11 protein-coding genes are annotated in these 13,760 nt (G+C 64.1%); 10 read left to right on the top strand and 1 reads right to left on the bottom strand.

The window, feature by feature from the left end; translation table 11 throughout:
• Positions 1–7 precede the first annotated feature (7 nt).
• Positions 8–784, bottom strand: a complete 777-nt coding sequence (locus BW975_RS16505; protein WP_076535452.1) for an IclR family transcriptional regulator — start codon at positions 782–784, stop codon at positions 8–10.
• A 211-nt stretch (positions 785–995) separates the two neighbouring features.
• On the opposite strand from BW975_RS16505, the gene BW975_RS16500 reads away from it, so the two are divergent.
• The 10 genes from BW975_RS16500 (at position 996) to BW975_RS16455 (ending at position 13,747) form a co-directional block, all read left to right on the top strand.
• The gene (locus BW975_RS16500) at positions 996–2,486 is read left to right on the top strand and encodes an ABC transporter substrate-binding protein (protein ID WP_244512625.1); all 1,491 of its coding nucleotides are present in this window, start codon (positions 996–998) and stop codon (positions 2,484–2,486) included.
• 99 nt (positions 2,487–2,585) lie between these two features.
• Positions 2,586–3,503 carry an ABC transporter permease gene (locus tag BW975_RS16495; RefSeq protein ID WP_076535450.1) on the top strand — a complete coding sequence of 306 codons (918 nt, stop codon included), beginning with the start codon at positions 2,586–2,588 and terminating at the stop codon, positions 3,501–3,503.
• A gap of 1 nt (position 3,504) precedes the next feature.
• Complete coding sequence (locus BW975_RS16490; RefSeq protein ID WP_076535449.1) at positions 3,505–4,407, top strand: ABC transporter permease; 903 nt, start codon at positions 3,505–3,507, stop codon at positions 4,405–4,407.
• A 4-nt stretch (positions 4,408–4,411) separates the two neighbouring features.
• Positions 4,412–5,419 carry an ABC transporter ATP-binding protein gene (locus tag BW975_RS16485; protein ID WP_076535448.1) on the top strand — a complete coding sequence of 336 codons (1,008 nt, stop codon included), beginning with the start codon at positions 4,412–4,414 and terminating at the stop codon, positions 5,417–5,419.
• Positions 5,416–6,405, top strand: coding sequence for an ABC transporter ATP-binding protein (locus tag BW975_RS16480; RefSeq protein ID WP_076535447.1), 990 nt, complete (start codon positions 5,416–5,418; stop codon positions 6,403–6,405). The genes BW975_RS16485 and BW975_RS16480 overlap by 4 nt, the downstream gene beginning before the upstream one ends.
• A gap of 18 nt (positions 6,406–6,423) precedes the next feature.
• Positions 6,424–7,992, top strand: coding sequence for a gamma-glutamyltransferase (locus tag BW975_RS16475; RefSeq protein WP_076535446.1), 1,569 nt, complete (start codon positions 6,424–6,426; stop codon positions 7,990–7,992).
• 3 nt (positions 7,993–7,995) lie between these two features.
• Positions 7,996–9,384, top strand: a complete 1,389-nt coding sequence (locus tag BW975_RS16470; protein ID WP_076535445.1) for a M20 family metallopeptidase — start codon at positions 7,996–7,998, stop codon at positions 9,382–9,384.
• Between the two features lie 67 nt (positions 9,385–9,451).
• Positions 9,452–11,227, top strand: a complete 1,776-nt coding sequence (locus tag BW975_RS16465) for an ATP-binding protein (protein ID WP_076535498.1) — start codon at positions 9,452–9,454, stop codon at positions 11,225–11,227.
• Entirely contained in the window at positions 11,224–12,555 is a 1,332-nt protein-coding gene (locus BW975_RS16460) for a sigma-54-dependent transcriptional regulator (RefSeq protein WP_076535444.1), read from the top strand. The genes BW975_RS16465 and BW975_RS16460 overlap by 4 nt, the downstream gene beginning before the upstream one ends.
• Before the next feature lie 208 nt (positions 12,556–12,763).
• Complete coding sequence (locus BW975_RS16455; protein WP_076535443.1) at positions 12,764–13,747, top strand: TAXI family TRAP transporter solute-binding subunit; 984 nt, start codon at positions 12,764–12,766, stop codon at positions 13,745–13,747.
• Positions 13,748–13,760 lie beyond the last annotated feature (13 nt).

Genomic DNA, 13,760 nt, shown 5'->3' with positions numbered 1-13,760 from the left:
TTCTGTCCTAACCGCGCATCTGCGGCGATATGGCATTGGCCGTATCCTGCAGCCACGGCAGGATTTCAGCGCGAATGCGCGTATCGTCCCAATGATGCGCCGAGACCGAGCAGTGCACCGCCGCCCAAGCGCGCCCGTCCGGGCCGCGGATCGCGCAGGCGATACCGACCTCGCCATGGATCATCTGGCTGTGGGTAATGGCGTATCCCGCCCGGCGTGCGGCCTCGACCTGATCCGCGATGACGGCGCGGTCCAGCGTCGTCTGGGGCGTATGCGGCGCGATATGCCAATCGCGGATTGCGGCGGCCCGCATGTCTTCGGGGTATGTCGCAAGGATTGTCTGACCCGCAGAAGTGATAAGGGCGGGCACCTGCCGCCCCGGTACAGAGGCGGCAAAGATCGTGCGCGTGCAAGGCAGGCGGGCGGCGTAAATGATGTGCTCACCCGACAGCTCGGCCAGGTTGACCGTCTCGCCCAGGCGCTGCGACAGATCTATCAGCTTGGGCATGGCGCGGGCGACCAGAGGGTCGGACCAATAGTAGGCATAAGCGAGGCGCAGCCATGCGTGGCTGGGCCGATAGCGGCGCGTGACGGGATCCTTGTCCAGCATTCCTTCGATGTGCAACGTATTGGCAAGGCGCTGAACGGCGCTTTTGTCGAGGCCAGTCGCATCGGCCAGAGCGCCCAGCGACATTTCGGTTCGTGTCTCATCGAAGGCGCGCAGGATGCGCAGACCTTTGGCCAATGATCCGACGAACAGCGTGTTTTGCTTGGGTTTGGTCATCAAATCTCGGGCCGTATAAAAGGCTTAGGTCGAAGGAGCGAAATTCGCGCTTGATTTCCGCGCAGGCGCAGGGTTCAAATAATTACATCGTGATCTAGTGTATTGCTATATGATATGCACTGGATTGCAAATGAAAACAGGAGACCGCAGCGCGCTGCGGCAGGGAGAGGTCCAAATGAAAGCCACGTTTTTGAAATCCACCGCACTTGCCATGGTGCTGGCAGTGGGCGCCGGCGGCGTTGCACTCGCCGACAAGGCCAGCGGCACGCTGAATGTCGCCTTCACCAAAGAGCTCGAGAACGTCGACAGCTTCTTCAACTCGTCGCGCGAAGGCGTTGTGATGCAGCGCGCTGTCTGGGACGGGCTAATCTACCGCGACCCCGAGACGAACGAGTACAAGGGCAACCTTGCGACGAGCTGGGAGTGGATCGACGACAAGACGCTGGAATTCAAGCTGCGCGAGGGCGTAAAATTCCATGATGGCTCGGATTTCACTGCCGATGACGTGGTCGCCACCGTCAATTTCGTCGCCAAGGAAGAAAGCGGCGTCAAGACGCAGCGCAATGTGAACTGGATGGAGAGCGCCGAGAAGATCGACGACTATACCGTGCGCATCACCACCAAGGACGTGTTCCCGGCGGCGATCGAATTCCTGTCCGGCCCCGTGTCGATGTACCCGTCCGACTATTACGAAGAGGTCGGCCCCTCGGGCATGGGCCTCAAGCCCGTCGGCACCGGACCTTACAAGGTCGTCTCGGTCGAGCCGGGCCAGCATTTCGTGCTGGAGAAATACGAAGACTATCACGACAGCCCCAAGGGCCAGCCTTCGATTGAGAAAATCGACATTCGCACGATTCCCGACGTCAACACGCAGCTGGCCGAGCTTTTCTCGGGCTCGCTTGATCTGATCTGGCAGGTGCCGGCGGATCAGGCCGAGAAGATGGCCTCGATGGATGATCGCTTTACCGTGTCGAACGAGTCGACCATGCGCGTCGGCTATCTGTCGATGGACGCCGCGGGTCGGTCCAGCATGGACCCCAACCCCTTCACCGACGTCAAGGTGCGCCAAGCCGTCAACCACGCCATCGACCGTCAGGCACTTGTCGACAACCTGCTCAAGGGCAAATCCAAGGTGGTCTCGACCGCATGCTTCCCCAGCCAGTTTGGCTGCGCGCAGGACGTGACCAGCTATGAGTACGACCCCGAGAAGGCGCGCGCTCTGTTGGCTGAGGCGGGTTATCCCGATGGCTTCACGACGGATTTCTACGCGTATCGCGACCGTGAATATGCCGAGGCGGTCAGCAGCTATCTGAACGCCGCTGGTATTCAGACCAACTTCAAACTGCTGCAGTATTCGGCCCTGCGCGAGCTGAACATGAAGGGCGAAGTGCCGCTGGCCTTCCTGACCTGGGGCAGCTACTCGATCAACGACGCCTCGGCGATGGTCAGCCAGTTCTTCAAGCATGGCAGCCTCGACGATGCCCAGGACGATCAGGTGCTGGAGTATCTGACTGTCGCCGACAGCTCGACCGACCCGGAAGAGCGCAAGGAGTTCTACCGCAAGGCGCTGCAGCGTATCGCGGATCAGGCCTACTGGGCGCCGATGTTCAGCTACAACACCAACTACGTCATGACCAAAGAGGTGGCCTATACCCCGACGGCGGATGAGGTGCTGCGCTTTACGGACATGACCTGGAACTGATCCGGTCCCATCGGCCCGGCGGGCGTGCGCGTCCGCCGGGCCATTGCCTTTTTCACTGATCGCCAACCAACCGCAATTCCGGCAGGGAGGTCGCAGCGCATGCTGCCATTCATACTCAAGAGGCTTGGCCTTGCCATCCTCGTGGCCTTCACGGTCAGCTTCATCAGTTTTTCGCTGCTTTTCCTGTCGGGCGATCCGGCTGCGGCCCTTGCCGGCGAGACGGCAAGTGGCGAGGATATCGAGGCACTGCGCCGCCTTTACGGCTTTGACCGGCCCATGCTGGTGCAATACGCGGAATGGCTTTGGAACGCGCTGCGCGGCGATTTCGGCGAGAGTTACTATTTCAAACTTCCCGTCGCCTCGCTGATCGGGGACCGGCTGTCGGTGACGATGACGCTCGGCGTCTGCGGCATTACATTTGCCCTCGTGACCGCCGTGCCGCTGGGCGTGGCCGCCGCGATCCGCCCCAATTCGATCATCGACCGTGTCGCGCTGTTCCTATCGGTCGCAGGTCAGGCGATGCCCAGTTTCTGGTTTGGCCTGATCCTGATCGTGCTCTTTGGTATCACGCTGGGCTGGCTGCCGCCCTCGGGCGCGTCCAGCTGGCGGCATTTCATCATGCCCACCATCGTGCTGGGCTATTACGCCATGCCGGCGATCATGCGCCTGACGCGGGCCGGTATGCTGGAGGTTCTGAATTCTGACTATATCCGCACCGCGCGCGCCAAGGGCGCGGGGGAATGGCGCGTCCTGTTCAAGCATGCCCTGCGCAACGCGATCATACCGGTCGTCAGCCTTGCCGCGGTTCAGATGGGCTTCATGCTGGGCGGCTCGATCGTGGTCGAGTCGGTCTTTGCGCTGCATGGCGCGGGCTATCTGGCGTGGGAGAGCATCGCGCGCAATGATCTGCCGACGGTGCAGGCGCTGATCCTGATCTTCTCGATGTTCTACATCATCTTCACCTTCTTGGCGGACGTGCTGAACGCATGGCTCGACCCCCGCATGAGGAGCTCGTAACATGGCCGTTCACAAGACAGTCGATCCTCTGCTGGAGGAAATCAGCGGCCCGACCCCGCGCCAGATTCTGCGCAAGCGGGTGACGGGGCATACCGGCCTTCTCTTTGGTCTGGGCGTTGTTTTCCTTCTGGTTCTGGTGGCGATCCTCGCCCCCGTTCTGGCCCCGCACGATCCCTATGCCCAAGAACTGACCAAGCGGATGATCAAGCCCGTCTTCATGGGCGGCACGTGGGAGCATCCGCTGGGCACCGACCATCTGGGCCGCGATTACCTGTCGCGCCTCATCTACGGTGCGCGTGTGTCGCTGTTGATTGGCGCGGTGGCCGCGCTGATTTCGGGCGTGATCGGCACCGCGATGGGCGTCGCCGCGGGGTATTTCGGCGGCAAGGTGGATGCGGTCGTGACCTTTCTGATCAACGTGCGCCTCGCCATGCCTGTTGTGCTCGTGGCGCTGGCGGTCGTCGCTATCCTGGGCGGCTCACTTCAGGTGGTGATCGGCGTGCTGGGCCTGTTGCTATGGGATCGCTTTGCAGTTGTCATGCGCGCCTCTACGCTTCAGGTGCGGCGGCGCGAATACGTGCATGCAGCACAGGCAATCGGCGCCTCGACCACCCGTGTCGTGCTGTCCGAGATCATGCCGAACATCGTCAACAACCTGATCGTGATCGTCACGCTGGAGATGGCCCACGCGATCCTTCTGGAGGCCGCGCTGTCGTTCCTGGGCCTCGGCGTGCAGCCGCCCACGCCCAGCTGGGGCCTCATGGTCTCCGAGGGCAAGAACATGATGCTGTTCGAGCCGTGGCTGGTGCTGATCCCCGGCGTTGTCCTCTTCGTGCTGGTACTGGCGATCAACCTCATGGGCGACGGTCTGCGAGACGTCACCGCCCCCGAAAACCGGAGCTGACGCGATGAGCCAAGACACTGCAAAACCGCTCCTGTCGGTGCGGGGCCTGACACTCGACATTCCGCTGTCCAGCGGGATGCTGCACGCCGTGCGCGGCATCGACTTCGATCTGCACCGAGGCGAGACGCTCTGCATCGTCGGCGAGAGCGGGTCGGGCAAGTCGCTCACCTCGCTCGCGATCATGGGTCTGCTGGACAAGAATATCCGCCGCTCGGCAGAGCGCATGGATTTCGACGGGACAGAGCTGACCACCGCCTCGCGGCGCAAGATGCGCAGCCTGCGCGGCGACCGGATCGCGATGATCTTTCAGGAGCCGATGACATCGCTCAACCCGGCCTACACGATCGGCGACCAGCTGATCGAGGCGCTGCAACTGCACCGCAATGTCAGCCGCGACACTGCGCGCAATCGGGCGATCGACCTGCTGGAGAAGGTCGGCATCACCGCCGCCGCCAGCCGCCTTGGCCAGTATCCGCACCAGCTTTCGGGTGGTTTGCGCCAGCGCGTGGTGATCGCCATGGCCCTCATGTGCGAGCCGGAACTGATCATCGCGGACGAGCCGACAACAGCGCTCGACGTGACCATTCAGGCGCAGATCCTCCGCCTTCTGGTGGATCTGACCAAGGAGATGAACGTCGCGATGATCCTGATCACGCATGATCTGGGTGTCGTGGCCCGCGTCGCCGATCATGTCGGCGTCATGTATGCGGGCGAGCTGGTCGAGACCGGGCCGGCGAGTGACGTGTTCGGCAGGCCGCTGCACCCCTATACGCGCGGGCTGCTGCATTGCATCCCGCAGCCCGGCAAGACCGAGCGCGGTGCCGAGCTGGGCACCATTCCCGGTATCGTGCCGTCGTTGGTGGGCGACGTACAGGGCTGCGCGTTTCGCACCCGCTGCCCCCACGCGGTGGATGCCTGTCGCGACGCGATCCCCGAGCGGGGCGAGGCGCCCCATCAATTTCTGTGCGTGCATCCCGATGGTGCCCGCGCCGCCGAAGGAGAGCCCGCATGAGCGCGCCCGTATTGGAGCTGAAAAACGTTGCCAAGACCTACCGCGTCAAGCAGGGTCTTTTCGGCAAGGCCAAGCCTCTGACGGCCGTTAATGATGTGTCGCTGACGCTGGGCCGCGGCGAGGTACTGGGCCTTGTCGGCGAGAGCGGTTGCGGCAAGTCCACGCTGGCCAAGATTCTGCTGGGCCTTGAGGCGCCGACATCGGGCAAGGTTCTGGTCGATGGCGAGGAGATTGGCGGTCAGAACCGCCTCGCCCTCGCCCGGCGTATTCAGCCGATCTTTCAGGATCCCTATTCGTCGCTCAACCCGCGCAAGACCATCGCGGACATCGTGTCGCTGCCCTTGCGCGTGCATGGCATCGGCGATGCCGCCAGCCGCGCCAAATCCGTGCGCGAGACGCTGGAACTGGTCGGTCTGCCCGCGCGCGTCCTGAACACCTATCCCAGTCAGATGTCCGGCGGTCAGCGCCAGCGCGTCGCCATTGCCCGCGCTCTGATCATGCGCCCCGAGATCGTCATCTGCGACGAGCCGACCTCGGCGCTCGATGTGTCGGTGCAAAGCCAGATCTTGAACCTTCTGAATGATCTGCGCGAAGAGTTTGGCCTGACCTATCTTTTCATCAGCCACGATCTTGCGGTGGTCGAACACCTCGCCACGCGCGTCGCCGTGATGTATCTGGGCCGTATCGTCGAGGAGGCGCCAGTGGGCGGGCTTTTCGATGCGCCGCGCCATCCCTATGCGCGTGCGCTGCTCAACTCTGTGTTGACGCCCGACCCAAGCCTGGGCGTGCCCGACACACAGCTGGGTGCGGCCTATCCCAACCCGATCGCGCCGCCCTCCGGATGCCATTTCCACCCGCGCTGCCCCTTTGCCGAGGATGAGTGCAAGGCCAAGGCGCCGCGCGCCGTAGAGCGTGATGGCGGTCTGGTCGAGTGTCATCTGCACGACCCGGATAGCAAGATGTATCGCCCTGATTTCACTGTCTAATCGTTAAGGAGCGCCCTCATGGCCTCGTCTTTGTCGCGCACCGCGCACACCCGCAAGCACGTTGTCGAGACCAAAGGCGGCGTCGTCGCGTCCCAGCACCGCCTCGCCGCCGAGGCGGGGGCCGAGGTGCTGCGCGCGGGCGGTGATGCGGTGGATGCTGCCATCGCCACGTCTTTTGTCGTCGGCGTGCTTGAACCATGGATGAGCGGCCCCGCGGGCGGCGGCGCCATGATGCTGTGGCGTGCGGGCGAGGAGAAGGCCGTGGCGGTCAATCACGGCATGCGCTCGCCCAAGGGCCTGCGTGTCGAGGATTATCCGCTGTCGGGCCGGGGCGTTGCCGGAGATCTTTTCCCGTGGGAGCATGTGACCGGCGACGTCAACGTGCAGGGCGCCAAGGCGATTGCCGTGCCGGGCGTCGTCGACGGGCTGGGGCAGGTGCATGAGGCCTATGGCCGGATGCCTTGGTCCGATCTATTGGCCCCCGCGATTGCCCACGCCCGGCAGGGCATGCTGGTCGATTGGTACGCTGCGCTGGTCATCGCCTCGACAACCCGTGCGCTGGCCGAAGATGCGGATGCGGCGGCCCTCTTTCTGGAAGACGGGCAATGGCCGACTATTTCGGGCTGGACTGCGCTGGCCGAGAAACGTTTGGACCAAGCCAGCATGGCCGCAAGCCTCGATATCATCGCACGAGACGGCGCGCGCGCGCTCTATGACGGCGATCTGGGCGCGGCGCTGGCGAAGGACGTGCAGGACAAGGGCGGGTACCTCAGCCATGATGATCTGCGCAGCTACCGCGCCTCGATGCAGAAACCGCTCAGCATCTCCTACCGGGATGCCCGCTTTCACCTCGTGGACGGGCTGACCGCCGGGCCGACCTTTGCCCATGCGATGGGTGATCTGGAGGGCCGCGATCTGAGCGCCAAGCCCGATGCGTTCGCCGCCTATGCCGAGGCGCTGAATGGCGCATATGCCGCGCGCCTGGGCACGATGGGCGACACTGGCGAGAGCCCCGAGGCCCCCGGCTGTACGACGCATTTTTCGGTCGTCGACCGGGAGGGCAACATGGTCAGCCAGACGCAGACGCTGCTCTCGATCTTCGGCAGCCGGGTCGTCTCGCCTTCGACCGGTTTTTTGATGAACAACGGCATCATGTGGTTTGACCCGGTGCAGGGCCGGCCCAATTCGCTTGGCCCGGACAAGCGGTGCTTGATGAATGTCTGCCCCGTATTGGGCGAGCAGGGTGACCGCCGCTTTGCCTTCGGCGCCTCCGGTGGCCGCAAGATCGTTTCGGCCATGACCCAAATGGCCTCTTTCGTGACCGATTTCGGCATGGATATCGAAGAGGCGTTTCACCATCCGCGCATCGACGTGTCGGGCGGGCCGAAAGTGGTCGCAGACGAGGCGCACGGCAATGACGTCCTCGCCCGCCTGCGCGAGGGCAACGATGTCGCGCTCGCCCCGCGCACCGTCTTTCCCTTTGCCTTCGCCTGCCCGGCGGGCGTGATGCGCAAGGGCGATACCAACACCGGATGCACCGAGATCATGTCGCCCTGGGGCGATGCCGCGCTGGAAGAAGAGGACTGAGCCATGAGCCGCGAGACCGCCATCGACACCATTACGGCCTATTTCGACAAGGGCGTTTTCCAATCCGAGCTGGCCGACCTGGTCAGCTACCGCACCGAAAGCCAGAAGGAAGGCACCGGTCCCGAGCTGCGCCGCTATCTTGCCGAGGCGATGGAGCCGCGGCTGGCCAAGATGGGCTTCGTTTGCGAGATCATCGACAATCCCGACCCGCGCGGCGGCCCGCTGCTGATCGGCGAGCGGCGCGAGGGCGACGATCTGCCGACCGTGCTGACCTACGGCCATGGCGACGTGATCCGCGCGCAGGAGCGCATGTGGCGCGAGGGGCTGGCGCCTTTCGATCTGGTCGAGGAGGGCGACCGCCTCTACGGGCGCGGCACGGCCGACAACAAAGGCCAGCATCTGATCAACATCGCCGCTTTGGAAGCGGTTCTGGACGCGCGCGGCAGCCTCGGCTTCAACACCCGCATCGTGCTGGAGATGAGCGAGGAAGTCGGCTCGAGCGGGCTGGCCGAGGTCTTCCATAGCCACAAGGACCGGCTGACCGCCGACGTGCTGATCGCCTCGGACGGCCCGCGTCTTCAGCCCGAAGTGCCCACGGTTTTCATGGGCTCGCGCGGGGGCGTGACGTTTGATCTGACACTGACCTTGCGCGAAGGTGCGCATCATTCGGGCAACTGGGGCGGGCTTCTGGCCGACCCGGCGATGATCATGGCACATGCGCTGGCCACCATATGCGACCGGCGGGGACAGATCCAGATTCCCGAATGGCGTCCCGACAGCCTGACCGATGACGTGCGCGCGGCGCTGGACGGCCTGCCGGTCACCGGAGGCGAGGGCCCCGAGGTGAACGAGGATTGGGGCGAGGAAAGCCTGACCCCCGCCGAGCGGGTCTACGGCTGGAACAGCTTTGCGGTGCTCGCCATGACCAGCGGCGTGCCCGAAGCGCCGGTCAACGCCATTTCCGCATCGGCCCGCGCCACCTGCCAGCTGCGCTATGTCGTCGGCACCGATCCCGAGGACATCATCCCCGCGCTGCGCCGCCATCTCGACAAGCACGGATATGAGCAGATCGAGATCGTCCCGCATGATCGCGGTTTTTTCGCCGCGACGCGGCTGGATCCGGGGCATCCCTGGGTGCAGTTCGTCACCGGCTCGATCGAGAAGACAGCCGGGAAGGCGCCCCATATCCTGCCCAACCTGGCCGGATCGCTGCCGAATGACAGCTTTGCTGATATCCTGGGCCTGCCTACTGTCTGGGTGCCGCATTCCTATCGCGGCTGCTCGCAGCATGCGCCGGATGAGCATGTGCTGAAATCGCTGAGCCGTGATGCGCTGCGGGTCATGGCGGGCGTCTTCTGGGATGTGGGCGCGGGTGGCACGCCAGCAAGCTAACGCGTGTCGCTGACCCATCTGGCGCAGCGTCCCGACGCGCGCTAACCTCTGCGGCATGTTCGCGCGCATGTCACAGATTTCGGCCGGATGGCGGCTGGCCCTGCAACTGGGGCTGGCCGCGCTTATCCTTGCGACGCTTGTCTGGCCCCGGGTCGAGCGGTATTTCCTGCGCGACGCCGCCCAGCAAAACCGTGTGACGCTGCAATTGGTCAGCGATGGCCTGCGCGCCGCGCTGGACCGGTATGCGCCGTTGCCCAATCTGATCGCGGCCAAGCCAGAATTGGCGCGCCTCTTGCAAGATCCGGATGACGCGCGGCTGACGGAGCGGGTCAATGACCTGCTGCTGAATACGGCGATTTCGGTGACCGCCTCGGATGTCTACCTTATGGACATGGACGGGCTGACGCTCGCCGCCAGTTCCTATCGCAAGGAGCGGTCCTTCGTCGGGCGCAACTTCAGCTTTCGGCCCTATTTCACTCAGGCTGCCGCTGGCGGGCTGGGGCGTTACTTTGCACTCGGGATCACATCGGGCGAGCGGGGGTATTTCTTTGCGGCGCCGGTGCGGGACGGACCGCGCATCCTGGGCGTGGTTGCCGTGAAGTTCACCGTCGAGCCGTTCGAGGCGGGGTGGCAAGCCGCGTCGTCCAACATCCTGGTCACGGACAATGCAGGCATCGTCTTCATGGCAAGCCGCCCCGATTGGCGTCTGCGCGCGACTGTGCCGCTGACGCCTCGCGCGCTGAGTGTGATCCGCGCGAACCAGCAATATCCAGCGGATCGGCTGGCCCTGCTCGACATCGGGCGCCGTGATGAGGCAGGTGTCGATATGGCGGTGATTAACGGCACTGAATACATCGCGTCGTCCGGTGACGCGCTGGCCAGCGCGGGTTGGACCGTGACGGCACTGCGCCGGGCTGCCCCCGCGCGGCTGCAGGCGGGCATGCTCTTTGCCGCCATCGCGCTGCTGGTCATCCTTGCGATTTGCGTCGCCTCGTATCTGCGCCACCGCGCCGCGCAGCGGGTGCAGGTGCACAAGATGCTGGAACAGCGTGTGGAGCAGCGCACATCGGCCCTGCGTCATGAGATAGAGGAGCGCCGCCGCACCGAAGAGAAGCTGCGCCGCACGCAGGCGGGGCTGGTGCAGGCAGGCAAGCTGTCGGCGCTTGGCCAGATGTCGGCGGCGCTCAGCCACGAGTTCAACCAGCCTTTGCAGGCGGTCAAGGCCTATGCCGAGAACGCGCAGACCTTCCTCGACCGGGGCGAGACGGGCGAGGTGCGCGACAATATCGGGCGTATCAGCCGCATGGCAGACCGCATGGCCGCCATCTCGCGCCATCTGCGCAATTTCGCGCGCCGCCCCGGCGAGGCCATTGGACCAGTGCCGCTGAACATTGTCATCGACGATGCGCTGGCCGTCAGCGCGCCCAAACTGAAATCGAGCGATGTGGTGCTGGATTACACGCCAGCCGCGGATGCGCCCTGGGTCATTGGCGGGCATGTTCGGCTGCAACAGGTTGCAGTCAATTTGATCTCGAATGCCGTTGATGCGGTGGGTGGCAGGGGCCGCATCGAGCTGCGCGCCGCGCGGCACGGCGAAGGCTGGCGCGTCACGGTCCGGGACAACGGCCCCGGACTGCCCGAAAATGCGAGTGAGCAGATGTTCGATCCCTTCTTTACGACAAAGCCGATGGGGCAGGGGCTGGGCCTTGGGCTGAGCATTTCCTACAACATCGTGCGCGATTTCGGTGGCACCCTATGGGGTGAGACCCACCCCGACGGCGGAGCGATCTTTGGCATCGATCTGATCGCGGCCGAGGTTCCGATGACTGAGGCGGCGGAATGAAGGACGAGGTACTTTTTGTCGACGACGAGGAGGAGCTACGCTTCTCCGCCGCGCAAACGCTCAAGCTGGCCGGGCTGACCGCCTCGGCGGTGGGCGACGCCGAATTGGCGCTGGCGCGTCTGGCCCGTGATTTTCCCGGCGTTCTGATTACAGACATCCGCATGCCCGGCATGGATGGCATGACCCTGATGCGCCGCGCGCTGGAAATCGATCCGTCGCTGCCCGTAATCATCGTGACCGGTAATGGCGACGTCGAGCTTGCCGTCCAAGCGATGCGGGACGGCGCCTATGATTTTCTGGAAAAGCCATATGATCCCGCGCATCTGGTGCACGTGGTGCGCCGTGCGCTGGAGAAACGCCGCCTGACACTGGAGAACCGAAGCCTGCGCAATCAGGTGGGCGGGCGCGATGTGATCGAGGCGCGGCTGATCGGGCGCTCGGACGTCATGGTACGCCTGCGCGAGCAGCTGCGCGCGGTTTCTGCCACCGAGGCGGATGTATTGATCACCGGCGAGACGGGCACCGGCAAGGAGGTCATCGCGCGCGCGCTGCACCGTGCCTCTGCACGCCAGGGTAAGCCCTTCGTGCATATCAACTGCGCCGCCCTGCCGCGCGATCTGGTCGAGATCGAGCTCTTTGGCCACGTCGCCGGCGCCTTTGCGGGCGCGCATCGCACGCGATACGGCAAGTTGGAGCATGGGCGCGGCGGCACGGTTTTCCTCGATGAAATCGACAGCCTTGATACAGGCGTGCAGGCGAAGTTCTTGCAAGCGATCCAGAGCCGCCAGATCACGCCGCTGGGCTCGAACGATCCGGTCGATTTGGACGTACGCTTTGTCGCGGCGTCCAAGGACCGGCTGGAGGATGCGGTCGAAGAGGGACGGTTTCGCAGTGATCTGTTTTATCGATTGAATGTCGTCACACTGCGCGCGCCCGCCTTGGCCGAGAGGCGCGCGGATATTCCGCTGCTTTTCGTTCACCTCGTCGGCGAAGCGGCGGCGCGTTACAAACGGCCCGTGCCAGATGTGGACCCCGCCATGCTGGCGGCCGCCGCGGCGCGCGACTGGTCTGGAAATGTGCGCGAACTGCGCAACGCCGCCGACCGCTACGTTCTGGGCCTGCCCGCCGAAACCGCGCCCGGCGCGGCCTCGGCGCCCGCGGGATCTCTGCCTGCACAGATGGCGGCGCATGAGCGGGCGCTTATCGCCGCGGCCCTTGGCGCCAACAACGGCGCGCTCAAGCCGACCTATGAGGCACTGGGGATCAGCCGCAAGGCGCTTTATGAAAAGATGCAAAAGCACGGTCTGGATCGGGGCACATATTCATAAGGGCGGATGCCGCCACTGAAATGTGCATCAATCGATACACGCATCGCGGCAGATGTACCCTTTTCGACCCATTGCGCGCCGTTTTCCGGGGGCTGCGGCACTTGGCCCGTTTAATTTACTTGCCGAATTGCACCGCGCCCCGGTCTAGTCGCGCATGGTCGCGGCGCCGGGAGGGGCCGTACTCAAATCATGACTTAGGGAGAGAGACATGAAACTTACTGCAATCCTTGCATCCACAACGATCATCGCAGCAGGCGCGGCCTTCGCGCAGGATGTTGATAAATCCGATTGGCCCAGCAGCTTTACCGTCGGCACAGCCAGCCAGGGCGGCACGTATTTCGCCTATGGCTCGGGCTGGGCGAACCTGGTGGCCGAAGAGCTGGGCATCACCGGTGGCGGCGAAGTCACGGGCGGCCCGATGCAGAACATGGCCCTGGTGCACACCGGCGAGGCCGCGTTCGGCATGACGACGATGGGCCCGGCGGCAGAATCCCTGGCCGGCACGAACCCCATCGCACCCGGCCTGGAAATGACGCAGGCTTGCGCGATGTTCCCGATGTATCAGACGCCCTTCTCGGTGACGGCGCTCGCGTCCTCGGGGATCGAAAGCGTCAGCGATATTCCCGATGGCGCCAAGATCGGCTTTGGCCCCGCAGGCTCGACCTCGGACACCTATTTCCCGCGCATGATGGACACGCTGGGCGTCAACTACGAGCGCCGCAATGGTGGTTGGAGCGATCTGGGCGGTCAGCTTCAGGATGGCCTGCTCGATGTGATCGCCTTTGCGGCGGGTGTGCCCGTGCCCGCCGTCAGCCAGCTGGAAGTGCAGACCGACGTGAACATCATCGAGTTCACCGAAGAAGAGCAGGCCAAGCTGATCGAAGCCTTCCCGGTGTCGGATTTCTCGATCAAGGCCAGCACCTACAGCACGCTGGAGGAGGATGCACGCTCGGTCTCGATGTGGAACTTCTCGATCGCGAATTGCGATCTGCCGGCTTCCTTCGTCAAGGCCGCCGTAGATGTCGTCATGTCCGATAACGAGCGCATGACCGGCATCCACAAGGCAGCAGCCTCGACCCTGCCCGAGAACTGGGACAAGAACAAAGTCCTCAAGTGGCATCCCGGTGCCGCCGAGTGGTTCATGGAAAATGCTGGCGCGGATATTCCGGCCGACATGATCTACGGCAACTGATCGCGCACCACTG

This window comes from Roseovarius nanhaiticus, from assembly GCF_900156535.1.
Taxonomy (GTDB): domain Bacteria; phylum Pseudomonadota; class Alphaproteobacteria; order Rhodobacterales; family Rhodobacteraceae; genus Roseovarius; species Roseovarius nanhaiticus.
This window is presented reverse-complemented; position numbering and strand designations above follow the sequence as displayed.